General features: G+C 34.3%; 15 protein-coding genes. 5 read left to right on the top strand and 10 right to left on the bottom strand.

From position 1 onward, the window contains the following. The 8 genes from CELAL_RS19435 to CELAL_RS19400 all read right to left on the bottom strand — a co-directional run bounded on the left by CELAL_RS19435 (window position 1) and on the right by CELAL_RS19400 (window position 12,253). Window positions 1-2,520 (bottom strand): heavy metal translocating P-type ATPase, encoded by a 2,520-nt coding sequence (locus tag CELAL_RS19435; protein ID WP_013552603.1) that lies wholly within the window; start codon window positions 2,518-2,520, stop codon window positions 1-3. Between the two features lie 67 nt (window positions 2,521-2,587). Beyond that, the gene (locus tag CELAL_RS19430) at window positions 2,588-3,145 is read right to left on the bottom strand and encodes a helix-turn-helix domain-containing protein (RefSeq protein ID WP_041557832.1); all 558 of its coding nucleotides are present in this window, start codon (window positions 3,143-3,145) and stop codon (window positions 2,588-2,590) included. Between the two features lie 2 nt (window positions 3,146-3,147). After that, complete coding sequence (locus CELAL_RS19425; protein WP_013552601.1) at window positions 3,148-3,600, bottom strand: heme-binding domain-containing protein; 453 nt, start codon at window positions 3,598-3,600, stop codon at window positions 3,148-3,150. Continuing rightward, a complete protein-coding gene (locus tag CELAL_RS19420; protein ID WP_013552600.1) occupies window positions 3,601-4,203 on the bottom strand; it encodes a DUF3347 domain-containing protein in 603 nt (200 codons plus the stop codon). Between the two features lie 50 nt (window positions 4,204-4,253). Next, window positions 4,254-6,602, bottom strand: coding sequence for a multicopper oxidase domain-containing protein (locus CELAL_RS19415; RefSeq protein WP_013552599.1), 2,349 nt, complete (start codon window positions 6,600-6,602; stop codon window positions 4,254-4,256). 1 nt (window position 6,603) lies between these two features. Continuing rightward, entirely contained in the window at window positions 6,604-7,848 is a 1,245-nt protein-coding gene (locus CELAL_RS19410; RefSeq protein ID WP_013552598.1) for a TolC family protein, read from the bottom strand. 17 nt (window positions 7,849-7,865) lie between these two features. Continuing rightward, a complete protein-coding gene (locus tag CELAL_RS19405) occupies window positions 7,866-11,723 on the bottom strand; it encodes an efflux RND transporter permease subunit (protein ID WP_013552597.1) in 3,858 nt (1,285 codons plus the stop codon). A 116-nt stretch (window positions 11,724-11,839) separates the two neighbouring features. Further along, a complete protein-coding gene (locus CELAL_RS19400) occupies window positions 11,840-12,253 on the bottom strand; it encodes an HYC_CC_PP family protein (RefSeq protein WP_148229717.1) in 414 nt (137 codons plus the stop codon). 183 nt (window positions 12,254-12,436) lie between these two features. On the opposite strand from CELAL_RS19400, the gene CELAL_RS19395 reads away from it, so the two are divergent. From CELAL_RS19395 to CELAL_RS19375, 5 genes are all read left to right on the top strand, one after another. Continuing rightward, window positions 12,437-13,111, top strand: a complete 675-nt coding sequence (locus CELAL_RS19395; protein WP_041557831.1) for an NUDIX hydrolase — start codon at window positions 12,437-12,439, stop codon at window positions 13,109-13,111. A gap of 98 nt (window positions 13,112-13,209) precedes the next feature. Continuing rightward, complete coding sequence (locus CELAL_RS19390) at window positions 13,210-13,641, top strand: nucleoside 2-deoxyribosyltransferase domain-containing protein (RefSeq protein ID WP_013552594.1); 432 nt, start codon at window positions 13,210-13,212, stop codon at window positions 13,639-13,641. An 11-nt stretch (window positions 13,642-13,652) separates the two neighbouring features. Next, the gene (locus CELAL_RS19385) at window positions 13,653-15,107 is read left to right on the top strand and encodes a nicotinate phosphoribosyltransferase (protein WP_013552593.1); all 1,455 of its coding nucleotides are present in this window, start codon (window positions 13,653-13,655) and stop codon (window positions 15,105-15,107) included. 43 nt (window positions 15,108-15,150) lie between these two features. Next, window positions 15,151-16,143, top strand: coding sequence for a hypothetical protein (locus CELAL_RS19380; RefSeq protein ID WP_013552592.1), 993 nt, complete (start codon window positions 15,151-15,153; stop codon window positions 16,141-16,143). Window positions 16,144-16,153: 10 nt separating this feature from the next. Next, a complete protein-coding gene (locus CELAL_RS19375; RefSeq protein WP_013552591.1) occupies window positions 16,154-16,912 on the top strand; it encodes a phosphoribosyltransferase family protein in 759 nt (252 codons plus the stop codon). A 107-nt stretch (window positions 16,913-17,019) separates the two neighbouring features. Here CELAL_RS19375 and CELAL_RS19370 read toward each other — a convergent pair whose 3' ends face one another. Together CELAL_RS19370 and CELAL_RS19365 are read right to left on the bottom strand one after the other, a co-directional pair. Beyond that, a complete protein-coding gene (locus tag CELAL_RS19370; RefSeq protein ID WP_013552590.1) occupies window positions 17,020-17,982 on the bottom strand; it encodes an alpha/beta fold hydrolase in 963 nt (320 codons plus the stop codon). After that, entirely contained in the window at window positions 17,982-18,968 is a 987-nt protein-coding gene (locus CELAL_RS19365; protein ID WP_013552589.1) for an alpha/beta fold hydrolase, read from the bottom strand. The genes CELAL_RS19370 and CELAL_RS19365 overlap by 1 nt, the downstream gene beginning before the upstream one ends. Window positions 18,969-19,000 lie beyond the last annotated feature (32 nt).

The following is a 19,000-nucleotide window of genomic DNA, read 5'->3' as shown; positions in this document are numbered from 1 at the left end:
TTATATTTTAATATTTTTTAATCGTAATGCATTTACAATTACGGAAACCGAACTAAAACTCATGGCTAAAGCTGCAATCATTGGTGATAATAAAATTCCGAAAACGGGAAACAAAACGCCTGCTGCAATTGGTATTCCAATGGCGTTATAAATCAATGCAAAAAACAGGTTCTGCTTAATATTTTTCATTACGGCTTCACTTAAATATTGTGCTTTTACAATACCGTGTAAATTTCCTTTTACCAAAGTAATCATAGCACTTTCGATGGCAACATCTGTTCCTGTTCCCATAGCGATACCAACATCACTTTTCGCTAATGCTGGTGCATCATTAATTCCATCACCCGCCATAGCGACTACTTTTCCTTGTTGTTGTAGCTTTTCTACTTCTTGTAATTTATTTTCAGGCAACATGCTTGCTTTAAAATCGGTCAAATTAAGTTCAGAAGCTACAGCTTGTGCTGTATCGTGATTATCACCTGTAAGCATTATTACCGAAATCCCTTTATCTTGAAGTGCTTTAATAGCTTTAGCACTGGTTGCTTTAATTTTATCACCAATAACGATATAACCAACAACTTTTTTATCTATAGATAAAAAGGAAACCGTCTTCCCTTGTTTCTGATAGGTTTTAGCTACTTCCTCCATTTCAGAAGTAATTTTAGCGTTTACATAATCCATCATTTTAGGGTTTCCTAAAGCTACCTTTTTACCATTTATTGTCGCTTCAACCCCTTTTCCTGTTACCGCACTAAATTCTTCCGATTTTAGCATAGCTACCTTTTGCTCTTTACCATATTTTACAGTGGCTTCGGCTAAAGGATGTTCACTATTCGTATTTAAAGACACAATGTATTGCAATACTTCTGTATCACTTAAAATGGTATTAAATGCTGCAGCTTTTTCTACCGTAGGTTTTCCTTCGGTAATGGTTCCTGTTTTATCAATAATTAAAGTATCTACTTTAGCCATTCTTTCTAAAGCTTCTGCATTTTTAACCAATACACCATTTTGAGCACCTTTGCCAACACCAACCATTATAGACATTGGCGTCGCTAATCCTAATGCACACGGACAGGCAATAATTAATACGGCAATGGCATTTACAAAAGCATACACATAAACAGGTTCTGGTCCCCAAATAGCCCAAATACCAAATGTTATTAAAGAAATAACAACCACAACAGGCACAAAGTATCCAGAAACTTTATCTGCTAAGTTCTGAATTGGTGCACGACTTCTACTAGCATCATTCACCATTTTAATAATTTGAGAAAGTAGGGTATCGCTACCAATTTTTTCTGCTTTCATTAAAAAAGATTGATTTCCATTGATGGTACCACCACTAACTTTGTCGCCTTCATACCGGTCTACCGGGAGGGGTTCTCCAGAAATCATAGATTCATCAATAGTTGTGTTTCCTTCGGAAATAACACCATCTACAGGGATTTTATCTCCTGGTTTTACTTTTAGAATATCGTGTAATGTAATCTTATCGATACTAACTTCAATAGCTTCGCCATCTACTATTTTTGTTGCTTTATTGGGTGCTAATTTTAGTAACTCTTTTACAGCGGAATTGGTTTTACTATGCGCACGCGCTTCTAAAAGTTGTCCTAAAAGTACCAATGTTAGAATAACCGTTGCTGCTTCAAAATAAACATGTACTGAACCAGATGCTGTTTTAAATTGACTAGGAAAAATGTCTGGGAAGAACATTCCGAATAATGAAAATAGCCAAGATATACCTGCACCAATTCCGATAAGTGTGAACATATTGAGGTTCCATGTTTTTATACTTTTATATGCACGTTCAAAGAACATCCAAGTGGCATAAAAAACTACAGGAATGGACAGTACAAACTGAACCCAATTCCATTTTTTCTGTTCTAGAATAGTATATAATGGATTGTTTGGAATCATTTCGCTCATGGCAATTATAAATATAGGCAAGGTAAAAATGACTGCAATCCAAAACTTTTTTAAGAGTTTTTTATAGGTTTTCTCTTCTGCTGAAGCATCGGCTTCTAATGGCACTAAATCCATTCCGCAAATAGGGCAAGCTCCTGGTTCATCTTTTATAACTTCTGGATGCATTGAGCACGTCCATTGACCTGAAGTAGTATTAGATAGGTTTTGTTCTTCCACTAAATCCATTCCACAGACAGGACAATCTCCCGCTTTATCATACGTTTTATCGCCTTCGCAATGCATTGGACAATAGAAAGTTCCTGTTCCTCCTGTTCCAGCGAAGGCAGGAATCTCATCCGTTTTTTCTTTTTTTACTTCTTTAGTATGATGATGTTCGCCCAGTTTGTGAATACTATATTGTCCACCATCCTTTTTTAGAACTTCTTTAAATTTTTCTAAAGGAATATGTACTTCCATTTCTATAGTAGCTTCTGCTTTTTCTAAATTTACAGAAACTTTAGAAACACCTTTTACTTTTGAAAGGGTTTCTTCAACATGACCGCGACAACCATTGCAAGTCATTCCATGTATGTGATAAGTATGTTTCATTTTATCATTTTTTTTATCAAAATTAAACAGGTGCTATTTGTTTTATTCTCACAATTGTGCTTCTTATTTATATAATTTGGGCTAAAGATTTTCTATCCCAATCTTGTGAATTTTTATTGTCTGACATAGACATTCCTGTAATTTCTTTAAATTGTCTTGCCAAATGGCTGCTTGTTTTATAATTTAAAGTATATGCTATTTCAGAGAAATTTAATTGTCCCAATTGTATAAGTTCTTTTACTTTTTCAATTTTTAAATTGATGGCATATTTCTCTAAAGTAATACCTTCAGGTTTACTAAATAGTTTGCTTATAGCTGTTTCATTTTCACCAAATTCTTGTCCTAAAGATTTAAATAAATCGGCAGTTTCTGCGACTTCAATTTTATGAATAAGCATAACTTTTATTTGCTCAACCAATGTTTCAGTTTTATTTTTTATAATTTCAAAACCTATATTTTCAAGTGCATTGTTTAAATCTTGACGATTACTATTTACTCCTTTTATGGCCACAACTTTACCTAAATCGACAGATTCAACTGTATAGTTTTCAGCAATAAAAATGGATAATACCGAAGCAATACAACGATTACATACCATGTTTTTTATGTAAATAGTTTCTTTCATTTTTAGAGACTGTCTTTTAGTTGCGATATCCATTTAATGATGGTCGTTTTATCTTCTTTAGAAAATTTTGCTTTTTCATGAATCCATATATAGGATTCTAAAGGCATTTTATTACTTTCTAATTGTTTTATTATTGACCTTAGCTTACTCCCTTTTCTTCGGTTAGATAATATATCCCACTCACTAAAGTTTAATTCTGCTTTTCCTTCTTTAACATGCTTCTCTAAAAACCAAGTAACAGGTTGTATTTTATTGTACCAAGGATATACAGTATTGTTGCTATGACAATCATAACAAGAAACTTGCAGCTTGTTTTTAATGACATTAGGTACATTATTAACGAGCATAAAATCGGTTATTGGTACAACGTTACTTTGGTTGCGTTCTGTGGATATAAATTGTATACCCACAAAAACGACCAGTGCAATAATTGCTATGATTTTAACAATTTTCATTTAGTTAATCTCTTTTTGCAATTTCCCACAGTTTAGCATTTTGCTGCCGTAGTAAGGATTTTTAATGTCTTTACTCATGCTTAACCAAGCAGAACCTTTATCGTACATTGGGCAAAATTGCTCATATAAAGTGTTTGCTGTTCCTGTAATAGAAACCATATCTGTAACATCTTTACTCAGTACTTTAAAATGTTCTCTTTGGTGTGCCATTGGGCTTTCAGAAATGTGTTCTGCATGTTCCGCAGCATCTTCAATAATTTCATTTAATTCTTCTTGTTCTGCATCTGTGTATTTAGAAACATCTAAACTTTTTAGACTTCTTACTAATGTTGCTCCTAATTCTTTTGCTTTTGTATTATCATCTGCCACTAAAGCATCTTTAAGATTAAAGTAATCTTTTAGTACCATTTCTGCATTTCCATCTTGATTGTGACTCATCACCATTCCTTTCTCTTCACTATCGTGATGACCATCATTCGCGTCATGATTCATTTCTGAATGCTTTTCTGTTTTTGCCTGCTTTTTCTTACCGTCTTTACAAGACATTATTGTTAAGCTTAAAAAAGCCATTGCCAAAATTGTTGTTAATTTTAAATGTTTCATTTTTTATTTATTTAAATGTTATTATTATTATTATTATTAATTTTTCTATGTTAAAACCTTATAGATAATCCACCTCCAGCACCATAACGATTATCGTAACTTGCTATTAGTGATAAATTTCTAGAAAGCATATATTCAGCTCCTGCACTCCATACAGTTTCTGAAGTAAAGTCTTTATTTATTGGTAGATTATTTACGATACCTAAATCTATTTGATATTCATAATAGCCAAAAACTGATAATTTAGGGAATAGCATTATACTTCTTCCTAAACCAATTCTTGGCCTTAATTCATTATCAATACGTGCATCTAGGTTGAATAAGTAAGGTGTTAAATACCGAATACCAACGACAGCGGTTGTCTTAAAATTTCCCAAACTTTCTGGTGTTTCATTTTCTATATTAACGCCTCCAAAGACTCTTAGATAATCATGTAAATAGCGCTCGTAGGTAAATTCTCCTTCTAAATTTTTGTTCCAACCATATTCCAAGGAAGTATTAAATTGATTTCTAATATTTGAAGTTACAAGATTAAAACCTGTTGTATGTGAGGCAACATCTACCATTCCCCAAGAATACCATTTATCAGTTTCTTCAATAATTTTTGCTGCAGGAAAATCTGCCATTCTTGAATCTCTAGGTTTGTCATAAGACAGTACTCTGGCCATTCCGCCCATCATATGATACAAAATATGACAATGAAAAAACCAGTCTCCATTTTCATCTCCGTTATTTCCATAAAACTCTAAGGTTACTTTTTGCATTGGTGGAACATTGACGGTATGCTTTAAAGGTGAATACGCTCCATTTTTATTCAGTACTCTAAAGAAGTGACCATGTAAATGCATCGGATGATGCATCATTGTTAAATTATTAAAAGTAATTCTAGTTACTTGGTTGGCTTTTATTTTAATATTATCCGCTTCAGAAAGTGGTACGCCATTCATACTCCAGATATAGCGATTCATGTTTCCTGTAAGGTTTAACAAGATATCGTTGACAGGTAGGGAAATGTCATACGTTGTTTTTCCTGGTGATTTTAAGTAATCGTAATTATACTCAGAAAACATATCCATACCTTCCATTCTTTGCGTGGAATCATCACTCTTCATGTTCATTTCCTTCATTTTAGAATGATCCATTTGCATAGTATCTTTCTTCATATTCATTCCATCCATTTTAGAAGTATTTATGCTTGCCATAGCATCCTCTTTCTTTTCAGAATGATTCATATCCATACCTTGCATATTCTTCATCTGCATTCCATATTCCTCCTTTATTTTAAAGCGCTCATCTTTTTTAGGTTGAAACTTTAAAGCGTGTGCACCCATTTTCATATCCATTTTTGCCATTTTTTGCATCATTCCAATCTTATCTGGTTTTGGAATATTCATAGCAGGTAACACTTTTCCGTTTCCTATAAAAGCAGAAGCAGTGCCAGAACCGTCTTGTGCCGTAATTTTAAATTCTATTTTCCCCTCTTTGGGAATCGTAACAATAAAATCATAAGCTTCTGCAATGGCTATAAAGGTTTTGTTCTTTTTTACGGGTACTACATCAAGGCCATCTGCCGAAACCAATAGTGGATCCTCACCACCAAAAGTCATCCAGAATGACGTAGAAGCACCTCCATCAATGATTCTCAATCGTACTTTTTCTCCTGTTTTAAATTCTGGATATTCGATACTTTCTTCTCCATTAATAAGAAATGCAGGATAATATACATCGGCTATATCTGCACCTTCCATTCGTTGTCTCCAAAAATTTAATTGTGCTCCAAAAGCGCCACGAGCAATAACCTTATTTAGGGGTGTAGCCGTTTCTTTTTTAATACTGTACCATTCATTTCCTCGCTTTAAATTACGAAGCACATTCATTGGTTTTTCATTAGTCCAGTCAGACAACATTAAGACTAATTCTTTATCATAATCTAAAGTCTGTACTTTGGGTTTTATAACAATAGAACCAAATACACCACTTTGTTCTTGTAACATAGTATGAGAATGGTACCAATAAGTACCAGATTGTTTTATAGGAAATTCATACTTCTGAGTATGACCTGGTTCAATTGGAGGTGTTGTTAAATAAGGAACGCCATCGTAAAAATTAGGTAATAAAAGTCCGTGCCAATGCACAGAAGTTTCTACATCCATCTCATTTTTTACATAGATAATTGCGTATTCACCTTCGGTAAATTCTAGGGTAGGACCGGGGATTGTCCCGTTTACGGTCATTCCCATAACTTCTTTTCCTGCTTTATTAACAGTAGCCTTGCGTAAAGTAATAGTGTGTTCTCTTACGGGAAGATGATTTATATTTTCTAAATGTATCAATTCTTTTTGCGCAAAAACACCTGTTGTTAAAGCTAGTAAAAACAGTAATATTATATTAGCTTTCATATTATTTTGTTATTAAATAGTTGATAATTGTTGTTTGTACGTAATAGGTTTTTACAGCTTCAATTTGATTCATTTGAAACTTTAATTGCAATTCTTGAATGTCTAAAACATCATTAAAATCGATAGTTCCTGTTTCGTAACTTTTTACCAAAATAGTTTCTGCATCTTTAGCTTGCTGCAGGTTTTTAGCTTGTGTATTGTAACTAATTCTTGCGGAAATTCGGTCATTTACAGCCTTATCTAAAAGTGTTTCTAAGGTGTTTAAACGTTCTTGTTTTTGAGCTTCAATCTCTTGTTGCTGAAACTCGTTTTGCTTTGTTTGTGATTTATATTTCTTATTAAAAATTGGAATGGAAACCGATACCATTGGCATTACAATATCCTTTCCATTATCACTAAAACTCATGTCTGGTCTTTCATCTACATTGATATAATCTAACCCAAAACCAATTAAAGGATTGCTTTCTTTTTGATTCAATAATTCTGATTTTTCTACAGATTGATATAGTTTATCATATTTTAATAATTCAGGATGTAATGCTAAGTTTTTAGTATTTATTTCAAAATCTTCCGAAGGTAAATTCAACTCATTTACTATAGAAACCGCAATCTCTTTATCACGATTTAAAAGCTTGTTAAAATTTGTTTGTTCTGCAAGAAATTGTTGCCCTAATACTTCTAATAATTGTTGCATTTCATTCTGTCTCATTTGTAAGCGCAAGACATCTACAGCGGAAGCTTTACCAACTTCAACAGAAGTTAATGCTAATGTTTCATAGGTGTCTAATAGCTTTATATTTTCAACTAAAACATTTTGTTTTACTTTATTAGCATACAAATTGTAATACGATTGCGAAACCGAAGCCATCAATTTTCTTTTAGCAATAACAATGTCTTCATATTTTGCATCAGCCAATGCATTTACATAATTTTCTCTTGCCGAAATAGTATGAAACCAAGGAAACATTTGTTTTGCAGACACCTTAAAACGTTGTGCTCCAGTTCGGGTTTCTGGTTCACTTATAAAATAACCAACTCCAAATTCTGTGTTAGGCAGGGTGTTTACTTCATTCACTTTTTCGGAAGCAATGTTATATTGCAACTCAAATTTTTGAATTTCAGGACTAGTATCTAAAGCCTTATTAATGTATGTTTCTAGTTCTTGTGCGTTTGTAAAAAGACTCAAGAAACAAGAACCAAGAAACAAGACTACTTTCTGTACGATATGATTATTATTTTTTTTCATTGTATATTTTTCATTTATCACTTTAAACTTTTCACTCTCTTCAATTTCATCTCTTCTCTCCAGCTATATAAAACCGGAACAATAAAGTAAGACGTGATATCAATCACCATTCCTCCAAAAATTGGAATTGCCATCGGGATCATAATATCGCTTCCTTTTCCGGTGGATGTTAAAACAGGTAATAAAGCTAAAATGGTGGTAACTGTGGTCATTAAACACGGACGAATACGTTTTTTAGCAGCTTCTAAAGTAGCTGCCCTAATACTCATTTTATCCGATGGTTTTTCACGATCAAAAGTTTGTGTAAGGTAGGTTGCCATTACAACACCATCATCTGTTGCAATTCCGAATAAGGCAATAAAACCAACCCAAACAGCTACACTTAAATTGATGGTTTTCATGTTGAAAAGGTCTCGCATATTCTCACCAAAGAAACTAAAGTTGAAGAACCATTCTTGTCCGTATAACCAAATCATAATAAAACCACCCGCAAATGCAACCGCAATTCCCGTAAATACCATTAACGATGTGGTTACCGATTTAAACTGAAAATACAGGATTAAAAAGATAATAGCCAACGCTAAAGGAACTACAACAGCCAATGTTTTTTCTGCACGTAATTGATTTTCATACGTTCCTGTGAACTTGTAACTGATGCCTTTAGGAACAATTAATTCTCCAGAAGCTATTTTTTGTTGAAATAAGGCTTGTGCATTTTCTACCACAGCTACTTCTGCAAAACCGTCTATTTTATCAAACAACACATAACCTACTAAAAAGGTGTCTTCACTTTTTATTACCTGCGGACCTTGTTCATAACGAATCGTAGCCAACTCACTTAATGGCACAGGACTCCCTTTTTCTACAGGAATATAAATGTCTTTGATGTCTTCAGGGTTGCCACGTAATTCTCTTGGGTAACGTACACGAACTCCGTAACGTTCTCGGCCTTCCACAGTTTGCGTTAAAGCCATACCACCAATAGCAACTTTTAGCACACTTTGAACATCTTCTATAGAAATTCCATATCGTGCTATTTTTTCTCTATCAATATCAATTAGCAAATACGGTTTACCCACAATTCTATCGGCAAAAACAGCTTCTACTTTAACACCTTTTGCTTGTTTTAAAAGACTTTCTAGTTCTAGTCCAAAAGCTTCAATTTGCTTTAAATCTTGCCCTTTTACTTTAATTCCCATAGGTGCTCGCATACCTGTTTGTAGCATGACCAACCTGGTTTCTATAGGCTGTAATTTGGGAGCAGATGTAACACCTGGTAACTTGGTGACTTTTATAATTTCTTTCCAAATATCATCTGGTGATTGTATTTCTGGTCGCCAGTTACGGTAGAACTCTCCATCTTCATCTTCTATTAGTAGGGAATTTGAAACTGTGGTTGTCACTTCGAGTGATTCTGATTTTTCTTCAGAATTGTATCGAGAAGTATAGGGTCTAGATATAGCACTCGTACCTCGTGATACTCGACCTGACATTCTATTTAGTCTTTCACTACCGTCAGTCGCCAATTGTCCGTTTTTCAATGTAAATAAGCCATCCTCATTTACTTTATAGCGTTGTCTTTTACCTTCGGAATTACGCATGTATTCCGGTTTATACTGAATCATGTTTTCGTACATCGATAAAGGAGCAGGGTCTAAAGCAGATGCTGTTCTACCAGATTTTCCAACCACAGTTTCAATTTCAGGAATGGTAGCAACTGCCATATCCAATTGCTGTAACACACGTTTGTTTTCTTCGACTCCAGCATGCGGTAGCGAAGTAGGCATGAGTAGAAAAGAACCTTCATTTAAGGAGGGCATAAATTCTTTTCCAGTGTTGTTCATAATCCAAACTCCAGAAATAAGAACAGCTGCAGGAATCATTAAAAACAATAATTTATTCGCTAAAGCCCATTGTAAAATTTGTCCGTAATATTTTCTAAAAATAGAGAACAGTCCTAAAATTCCGAAGCAAATAATAGCAACAAAAATTAAGTTGATAAAAATACTACGGTTAAAACCTAAGGGTCTCCAATATTCGGCCAATAGAAATACAATGGCTGCTGAAGAAATAATAATATTTATAAGGTTTTTTGAAAGTGAAAAGGGAAAATTAAAAAGCGAAAAATTTATTTCAGATTTATTAAAATATAAACTCCAAAATGATAAAACTCCGAAAGCAATTAAAATAATTCCCAACCAGTTATCACTTATCACAATTGCAATTCCGGCAAGGATTAAAGCACCACTTACAATGTATTTAAATGAGTTTTTAAATGTTGTTTTACGGAATAAAAAAGCTGCTAAAGGCGGAATTATAAACAAAGCAATCACTAAAGACGCGGATAACGCCATTGTTTTTGTAAAAGCCAAAGGTCTAAACAATTTACCTTCTGCGCCAACCATTGTAAATACGGGTACAAAACTGATAATAGTTGTTAAAACAGCTGTTAAAATAGCTCCGGAAACTTCCGAAGTAGCATTGTAAACTACTTCATTTATAGTTAATGTTGTTCCATTCTCACGAGTTCTTAGTTTTTCATCATCGAGATGACGAATCATATTTTCGGCAAGTATGACACCAACATCTACCATGGTTCCTATGGCAATTGCAATACCTGAAAGGGCAACAATATTAGCATCAACATTAAATAGTTTCATCGCCACAAAAACCATTAAAATAGCAACAGGTAACAAGCCAGAAATTAAAAGGGATGCTCTTAGGTTAAAGACCATTACAATAATCACCAAAATGGTAATTAATATCTCTAAAGTTAATGCTTCACTAAGCGTATCTAAAGTTTCTACAATAAGTTCAGAACGATCGTAGAAAGGGATGACAGTTAGTTGTGATGTCCGTCCGTCTGCTAATACCTTAGTAGGTAAACCGTCTTTTAGTTCTGCTATTTTAGCTTTTACGTTGGTGATAACTTCCATTGGGTTTGCACCATATCTAGCAACCACAACTCCGCCAACAACTTCTGCACCTTCTTTATCTAATAAACCACGTCGTGCTGCAGGGCCTAAGGATACTTTAGCAATATCTTTAATTTTAATAGCGGTATAACCTTCGGAAGTTACTACGGCATTTTCAATATCTTCAACCGATTTTATATACCCTAAACCACGGACTAAATACTCTGCTTGATTAATTTCTAAAGTTTGTGCACCTATATCTTGATTGCTACTTTTAACTGCTTTTACAACTTGATTTAAACCAATTTTGTATTGCCGCATCAATTCTGGGTTCACATCTATCTGGTATTCTTGAACATAACCACCAATAGAAGCCACTTCAGAAACTCCGCTTGCAGACGATAATGCATACTTTACATAATAATCTTGTATGCTTCGTAATTCTTGTAAATCCCAACCGCCAGTAACGTTTCCGTCTTTATCTCTACCTTCTAGAGTGTACCAATAAACCTGACCTAATCCTGTTGCATCTGGCCCTAAAGCAGGGTTAACGCCTTCTGGTAATAATCCGTTTGGTAGCGAATTTAGTTTTTCTAAAATGCGACTTCGGCTCCAGTAAAACTCAATATCTTCTTCAAAAATGATATAGATACTTGAAAACCCAAACATAGACGAACTACGAATGGTTTTTACTCCGGGAATACCGAGTAAAGAAGTGGTTAAAGGATACGTAATTTGGTCTTCGATATCTTGAGGAGAACGACCATCCCATTTTGTGAATACAATTTGTTGGTTTTCACCAATATCAGGAATAGCATCTACCGCTACAGGGTTACTAGGTAAAAATCCAGTATCCCAATTAAATGGTGCATTTACAGTTCCCCATCCAATAAAAAGGACAAGTAATAAAACGGCTACGAGTTTATTCTCAATTAAGAATTTGATGCTTCTATTTAGCATGAAGTTTGATTATTAAACAGTTAGAAAGTGGCGTTGTCTTAAATAGGAAAACACCGAATACAGTGAACTATCCTAATGAAATAATTCATTGGATAATACGATCTATTGTTTAAAAATCAAATTAAATACGTCTCGTCAAGCTTAAAGATTTGCTTGGTGACGAGTGGTGGTGCATACCTTTCATATGAAGGTGCTTTTTCTTCTAGTCCTTCAAATAGATCTAGGTAGCTGTAAACAAAAGAAGCAATGAATACGAATTGCTCAAAAGAAACTTGGTCAATTTGTAATTGTAATTCATCTTGACCATCAACGACCGATTGCTTGTCATTACAACAATTCTTTTTTGTGATGGAACAATCTTCGGTTACAGGTTTTTGCATTTCCATTCCGCAACCTTTTGCTTTGTGAAATAATGCAGTTTCTACTAAAGTATCACCACAATAATGCATGTTCACCGTAAACGACATTGTAGCGAATAACACTACAATAGCCATTAATAGGGACACTATTTTATGGGATGATTGCTTCATAATTAAATGCAAATTTAGGAATTATTTTTGTTAACTATTTAAAATTATGTTAATTAAAGAAATTGAGGTAGCTATTTTTTAAATAAGAGGTAGACTTATTAGTAGGGGAGTATGCTAGGTATTTCTTCTTAGGATAAAAACTTGCTAATTATGTTATATATTAGCGTACTAAATACGCATAAGATGCACCAATCAATTCAACTTTCTGTAGATGCCGTAGTTTTTGGCTATGAATCTGGAACCATATCTGTATTACTTATCAAAAGAAAATATGAACCATTTAAGGGACAATGGGCAATTCCAGGAGGTTTTGTTTTAGAAGAGGAATCCTTAGAAGAAGCTGTAGCAAGAGAACTTAAAGAAGAAACAGGTATCGCTATAAATTACCTAGAACAACTGTATACATTTGGTCATCCAAAAAGAGATCCAAGAAGTAGGGTAGTGTCTGTAGCTTATTTTGGTTTAATTAAACCCAGTGCTTTTAAAATTTTAGCGGCTACCGATGCGGAAGAAGTTCAGTGGTTTAATATAACAGAATTACCAAGTTTGTTTTTTGATCATGAAGCAATACTGCAAATGGCTATAACGCGGTTGCAAGGAAAAATTACTTATGAGCCTATTGGGTTTGAATTATTAGATACTAAATTTCCCTTCTCTGATTTAGAAAAACTATATACAACGCTTTTAGGAAGAGCTATTGATCGACGTAATTTTAGAAAGAAAATGTTAAGTCTTAATATTTTAGATGAACTTGATGAAAAAGTTTCTAAGGGTTCAGGAAGACCTGCTAACTTGTTTAAGTTCAATAACAAACGTTACTTTAAACTCAAGAAGGAAGGTATAATTTTCGAAATTTAAAGGACAAAAAATTAGTTTGTGTAAAAATAACACAAATAAAAGTTGCAGATTCTGTAAAAGCATTTTATATTTGTGTCATAATTACGCAAATAAAAATTATGGTATTCACATCGCAAGCAGAACTTCCAATAAAAGAAACAGACCAACGTTATATTTTCTTAGCAGGAAGTATGGCGCCTAATCAATCAGTAAATTGGAGAACTCAAGTGGTTAAAAGCTTACCTAATTCCTATCAGTTTTTAGATCCTACGAATGAGCATCATGATACTTTAAATGCATTACAAATGAAAAAACATGTGGAGTGGGAGTTAGACGCTATGGCCATGGCAGATATCGTACTTCTTAATTTCCTTCCCAACGCATTATCGCCCATATCTTTAGTAGAATTGGGCTTGTATGCAAGTTTTAAAAAATTATATGTAGTCTGTCCTAAAGCGTTTTATAAAAGTAGTTATGTGGTTACCTTGTGCGAAAGGTATCACACACCAACTTTTAAGACACTCCAAGAGGCAATAGACACACTAACTTAAAATAACATAACATGAACGGATTATTTTTAACAGACGGATACAAAACAGGACACCACCAACAATACCCAAAAGGAACAGAAGAAGTATATTCCAATTGGACGCCTAGAAGCAATAAATATGCACCTAAAGGCTGCGATAAAGTAGTTTCTTTTGGCCAGCAATATGTATTTCAATGGTTGCATGACTATTTTCAGGATAATTTCTTTTCTAAACCAAAAGCGCAAGTATGTAATGAGTTAAAAGAGGAGCTGTCTTTGTATTTGGGAACCGATTATGATGTGACGCATTATGAAGAACTACATGATTTGCAATATTTGCCTATCAGGGCTAAATCGTTGCCAGAAGGACTAGAGGTTCCTATTAGAGTGCCTATGGTAACGGTGGTAAATACAGATAAAAAGTTTTATTGGATTACGAACTTTTTAGAAACTATTTTATCTACCATGTTATGGCAACCAATGACCTCTGCATCTATTGCCTTATGTTATAAAAGAATTTTCAAAAAATGGACTTTAGCCACCGATAAAGAAAATTTAGGCTTTATAGATTTTCAAGGGCATGATTTTTCTATGCGTGGAATGGGAGGCTTGCAAAGTGCAGTTTCTTCAGGTATGGGGCACGCAGCAGTATTTTTGGGATCAGATACCTTGCCTGTAATAAGTACACTTCGCAATTATTACCATGCCAAAGGCTTTGTTGTAGGTTCTGTTAATGCTACAGAGCACTCCGTAATGTGTGCAGGAACAAAAGACGATGAAATAGGAACGTTTAGAGCCTTAATGAATACCTACCCAACGGGAATATTATCTGTAGTAAGTGATACGTGGGATTTATGGAAAGTACTTACCGAGTATTTACCGCAGTTAAAAGAAGAAGTTCTAGCAAGAGATGGTAAATTGGTGATTAGACCAGATAGTGGAGACCCTGTAGACATTATCTGCGGAGAAGCTGCAGCACTTGGGGCAGAAAGCCCTAAAGATAAAGGCGTGGTAGAACTCCTTTGGGACATCTTTGGAGGTACGGTAAATGCACAAGGGTTTAAAGTTTTAGATGCACATATTGGTGCTATATATGGGGATAGTATTACTACGGAAAGAGCAGAAAGTATTTGTCAGCGTTTGAGTGATAAAGGTTTCGCTACTACTAATGTGGTATTAGGAATTGGTTCTTTTACCTACCAATTTAATACCAGAGATACTTTTGGTTTTGCAATGAAAGCTACTTCTGTAGTGGTACATGGTGAACGAAGAGAAATTTTTAAAGATCCAATTACAGATGACGGAGTTAAAAAATCAGCTAAAGGATTGATAAAAGTGGATGTGATTGATGGTGAGTTTGTTTTAGTAGATCAAGTAACACCAGCAATAGAAAACGAAGGAGCATTGCAGGTAATTTATGAAGACGGAAAATTTATGAATCAAGTAAACCTGCAAGAGATAAGAGATCGGATTAATGAGAATCTATAAAAAATGAAATAAGAGAGGCTATTAAAAACTCAATTTAAAAAATATGTGGTTTGAGAAATTGACTGGTTTTAAGGAAATATCACATGAAAATGTGCAAAATAACATCCATATTGATGAACAAACCCTTGTTTCTACTCGTAACGGTAAATCGTATCAATTTGGAGCATTAGAGATTGTTTCCTTAGAAGAACTAAGAATACAATGTGAAGGACCAGCAGTTCTAGGAACGCTAAAGATATCAGAAATTGTAGCAGATATTCAGGACTTACATTGTGATTTAAACAATAACCATGCACTTTTTCAAGCAGCTTCTCAATTTAATTTATTAGAGATGGTTGATCCTTTTGTTACTCCAGAAAAAGGGATAGCTATTTATGAAAACGATTTTACACAAGGACCAGCTTGTGCTATTGCTTGTGGAGCAGGGACTATATATCGGAATTATTTTCTACCTATAGCAAATGCTTTAGGGCAGACTAGCTCAAATCAAATAGACTGTTTGGATGCAATAGGGAAAGAATTGAATAATGAACAGCTACATTTATGGGAAATGAAAAATGGATATGCCTTAGTGCATCAAAATGGACTTCTTGCCATCAACAAACAATTGAGTCATTTAAATAACTCGGAAAGAGAACGTTTAAAAGGAAAGTTAAAAGTAGGGATACAATGGAATACAGAAGTGACCCTCATCGATGAAAATCAAATTGTATCACAAGTTTATTGTTCGGCACTACCTGTGGCATATTCTCAAATTGATTTTTTTTATTGGGAAAATTTTGCGAGAATAATTTTAGAAGCCACATATGAAGCATCTTTATGTGCCGCGAAGATTAACATGGAGAAAGGAAAATCAAATAAAGTTTTTTTAACCTTAGTTGGTGGTGGTGCATTTGGCAATGATATTAATTGGATCATAGAATCATTAATTAATGCTATTGAAAAGTTTAAGAATACTCCATTGGATGTTCAAGTAGTAAGTTATGGTAATTCAAATACAGAACTAAAAAAAGCCATAGCGAAATATAATAGTTAAAATAGTACAGATGAAATACGACATAAAGAAATTTAATGACGGGCAAGTAACCGCCAAAATTACAGAAGGAGGTAATTTAGACCTTAAAATTAGAGGGAATAGTTATCAAGATTTATTTACCATAGCTGCTGTAAAAGAGGCTTGGGATGCAGAAAATGCGATGCATAAAAATGCCGTTGCGACTTTAACCATTTTATGTTTAATTGGGCAGCGTTCCGATAGACGGTTTCATAAAGCAGAATCTTTTGATTTAAAAGTGATTGCTAATTTTATCAATAGCATGAAGTTCGATAAAGTTTCTATTTTACATCCGCACAGTCCTATATCTCTGGCATTGATAGCGAATAGTGAAATGATCTCTCATTTTCAATTTGTAGAAAAAACGTTTAAGGTATTAGGTAATCCGGTATTGGTGAGCCCAGATGCGGGGGCTTATAAGACCACACATGAAATTGCTGAAAAATTGCAAGCAGATTTAGTACCTTCTAATAAAGTTCGCGTAAACGGCGCTCCTGAGATAAGTATTCAAGGCGATGTAAAAGGAAAAGAATGCTTGATTGTAGATGATTTAGCAGACGGTGGAAGAACCTTTAAATTCTTAGCAGAAGCCTTAAAATCTCAAGGGGCTACAAAAGTATTTTTATACGTAACACATGCGCAATTTAACTATGGCTTTGAGGAGTTAAAAGAAAGCATTGACCACGTCTACTGTACCAATAGTTTTAAAGATATTACAGATGAATTTGTAACACAATATTCCGTCATTTAATTATACTATAGTTTTTTTTAGGGAGCTATATTTGATGTTAGAAGATCATTAAAAGCTTAAATTAAAAAAAGCGTATCCATGGGAATACGCTTTTTTTATGCTTTAAACTACTCAAGGAAATTAAGGATAAGTAGCGCTATATCGCGAGTCTTTTCTTCCGCTGCAAAATGGCCAGCATCCAATAAATGTAGTTCTGCATTGGGTAAATCTCTTAAATAAGCTCTGGCGCCATCCGCATTAAATTTCACATCTTTTGCGCCCCATGTAATTAATGTTTTGGGTTGTGTTTCTTTCAACATCTTTTGCCAAGTAGGGTAGGCAAGAAGGTTGTTGTAATAGTCTTGAAATAATTGTACTTGAATTAATCTATCTACTCTGGTATTTAAGAACGTTAGGTCATGTGTCCAAGCATCAGGACTTTGGATGTTGTAATTGGTCGTTTCAAGATCAAATAAATATTGTTTATTAATAATAACCTCCTCACTAGTGATATGATATAAAAAATCTAGTTCTTCTTCTGAGGTATCTTCTTGTGCCTTTTTAAAGAATGCTTGTCTTTCTTGGGTCAAGCCGTCTAAATATGCATTAGCATTTTGTACAATTAAAGCATCTATTCTTTCAGGATCCTTCATCATCATTCGGTAACCAACAGGAGCACCAAAATCTTGCATATACAAGGTGTAATTTGTTATTTTTAGTTCATCGAGTAACTCATTGGTATATTCTGCAAGTAAATCAAACGTATATGTAGTAGTTTCTGGATTTAGATGATCGCTATATCCCGAACCTAGATTATCTGGTGCAATAATATGGTATTGGCTGGCTAACATGGGAATCAAATTTCGGTAACTATGGGAAGAAGATGGATAGCCATGTAATAATACAATCGTGGGTTTTTTAGGATCGCCAGCTTCTCTATAAAACAAATCTACACCGTTTACTTCTAAGGTATTATAGGTAGTGGGTGGAGGAAGAAAAAAGACACTATCCTCTTGTATTGATGTGGGTAATTCCTGGCAGCCTATCACGAATAAACTTAAGGTACCAAGCAAATAGGTGCTAATTTTCATTATGCTCGTGTATGTAATGTTTTCATAAAAGCGCTAATTTTTTTGATGATAGCATCACCCTCTTCTTCAAGCGCAAAGTGGCCCGTATCATAAATGTTGTAATCTATGTCTTTAACATCTTTCTTAAAAGCTTCTGCGCCACTTTCAGGAAAATATGCATCGTTTTTACCCCAAACAATTAATAATGGAGGTTGATGATCTCTTAAATATTGTTGCCATTTAGGGTATAGTTTTACGTTGTTCTGGTAATCATAAAATAAATCTAGATTTATTTTATGTGCGTTAGGCCTAGACAAACGTGAATAATCCAAATTCCAATTATCAGGATTTACGGTTTCTATATTTCGTACGCCATGCGTGTATTGCCATTTTAAACCTTCTAATGAAAAGGCGGGTAACAAGGCAGCTTCGGTGTCTTTCGTTCTATTTTCCCAAAGGGCTCTAGTATCCGCCCAAGCTGCGCCTAATCCTTCTTCATAAGCATTTCCGTTTTGGTTGATGATAGCCGTTACGCGTTCTGGGTGTGCTGTTGCAATTCTAAAACCAATAGGCGCTCCGTAATCTTGGATCATTAAGGCGTAAGAATTAATTCCTTTTTGTTCTAGGAAAGTATCTATAGTGGTGGCGATAGTATCAAAAGTATAGGTATAATCTTTCGCGTCAGGAAAATCGCTATTTCCAAAGCCAGGATAATCGGGAGCTATTAAATGGTATGCTCCAGACAATTGTGAAAATACTTTTCTGTATTGATGGGATGATGCAGGAAAACCGTGCAACAAAACAATAGTTTGGTTTTCAGGATTACCCGCTTCTCGATAAGCAATACTAATCCCATCTATTTTTATGGATTTGTATTGTGTGCCAAACTCTACTGATGTATTCGGCTCGTTCACGCTTGTATTGGAGGTAGGAGTGGGAACTTCATTTTTAGAAACACACGAGAATAACGTAATTGCTAAGAGTACTGTTGTTGCTATATTTTTCATAATTTTTTTAAATTTCAAGTATAAAAGATGTA

The organism is Cellulophaga algicola DSM 14237 (assembly GCF_000186265.1).
In the GTDB taxonomy this organism is placed as follows: domain Bacteria; phylum Bacteroidota; class Bacteroidia; order Flavobacteriales; family Flavobacteriaceae; genus Cellulophaga; species Cellulophaga algicola.
Note: the sequence above shows the minus strand (reverse complement) of the source record. Positions and strands in the feature narration are given on the sequence as shown.

Coding starts and splice junctions, on each gene's coding strand:
- CELAL_RS19380 (WP_013552592.1), top strand. CDS start 15,151: ATGTGGTTTGAGAAATTGACTGGTTTTAAGGAAATATCACATGAAAAT.
- CELAL_RS19435 (WP_013552603.1), bottom strand. CDS start 2,520: ATGAAACATACTTATCACATACATGGAATGACTTGCAATGGTTGTCGC.
- CELAL_RS19405 (WP_013552597.1), bottom strand. CDS start 11,723: ATGCTAAATAGAAGCATCAAATTCTTAATTGAGAATAAACTCGTAGCC.
- CELAL_RS19375 (WP_013552591.1), top strand. CDS start 16,154: ATGAAATACGACATAAAGAAATTTAATGACGGGCAAGTAACCGCCAAA.
- CELAL_RS19425 (WP_013552601.1), bottom strand. CDS start 3,600: ATGAAAATTGTTAAAATCATAGCAATTATTGCACTGGTCGTTTTTGTG.
- CELAL_RS19415 (WP_013552599.1), bottom strand. CDS start 6,602: ATGAAAGCTAATATAATATTACTGTTTTTACTAGCTTTAACAACAGGT.
- CELAL_RS19370 (WP_013552590.1), bottom strand. CDS start 17,982: ATGAAAATTAGCACCTATTTGCTTGGTACCTTAAGTTTATTCGTGATA.
- CELAL_RS19385 (WP_013552593.1), top strand. CDS start 13,653: ATGAACGGATTATTTTTAACAGACGGATACAAAACAGGACACCACCAA.
- CELAL_RS19430 (WP_041557832.1), bottom strand. CDS start 3,145: ATGAAAGAAACTATTTACATAAAAAACATGGTATGTAATCGTTGTATT.
- CELAL_RS19390 (WP_013552594.1), top strand. CDS start 13,210: ATGGTATTCACATCGCAAGCAGAACTTCCAATAAAAGAAACAGACCAA.
- CELAL_RS19420 (WP_013552600.1), bottom strand. CDS start 4,203: ATGAAACATTTAAAATTAACAACAATTTTGGCAATGGCTTTTTTAAGC.
- CELAL_RS19365 (WP_013552589.1), bottom strand. CDS start 18,968: ATGAAAAATATAGCAACAACAGTACTCTTAGCAATTACGTTATTCTCG.
- CELAL_RS19410 (WP_013552598.1), bottom strand. CDS start 7,848: ATGAAAAAAAATAATAATCATATCGTACAGAAAGTAGTCTTGTTTCTT.
- CELAL_RS19395 (WP_041557831.1), top strand. CDS start 12,437: ATGCACCAATCAATTCAACTTTCTGTAGATGCCGTAGTTTTTGGCTAT.
- CELAL_RS19400 (WP_148229717.1), bottom strand. CDS start 12,253: ATGAAGCAATCATCCCATAAAATAGTGTCCCTATTAATGGCTATTGTA.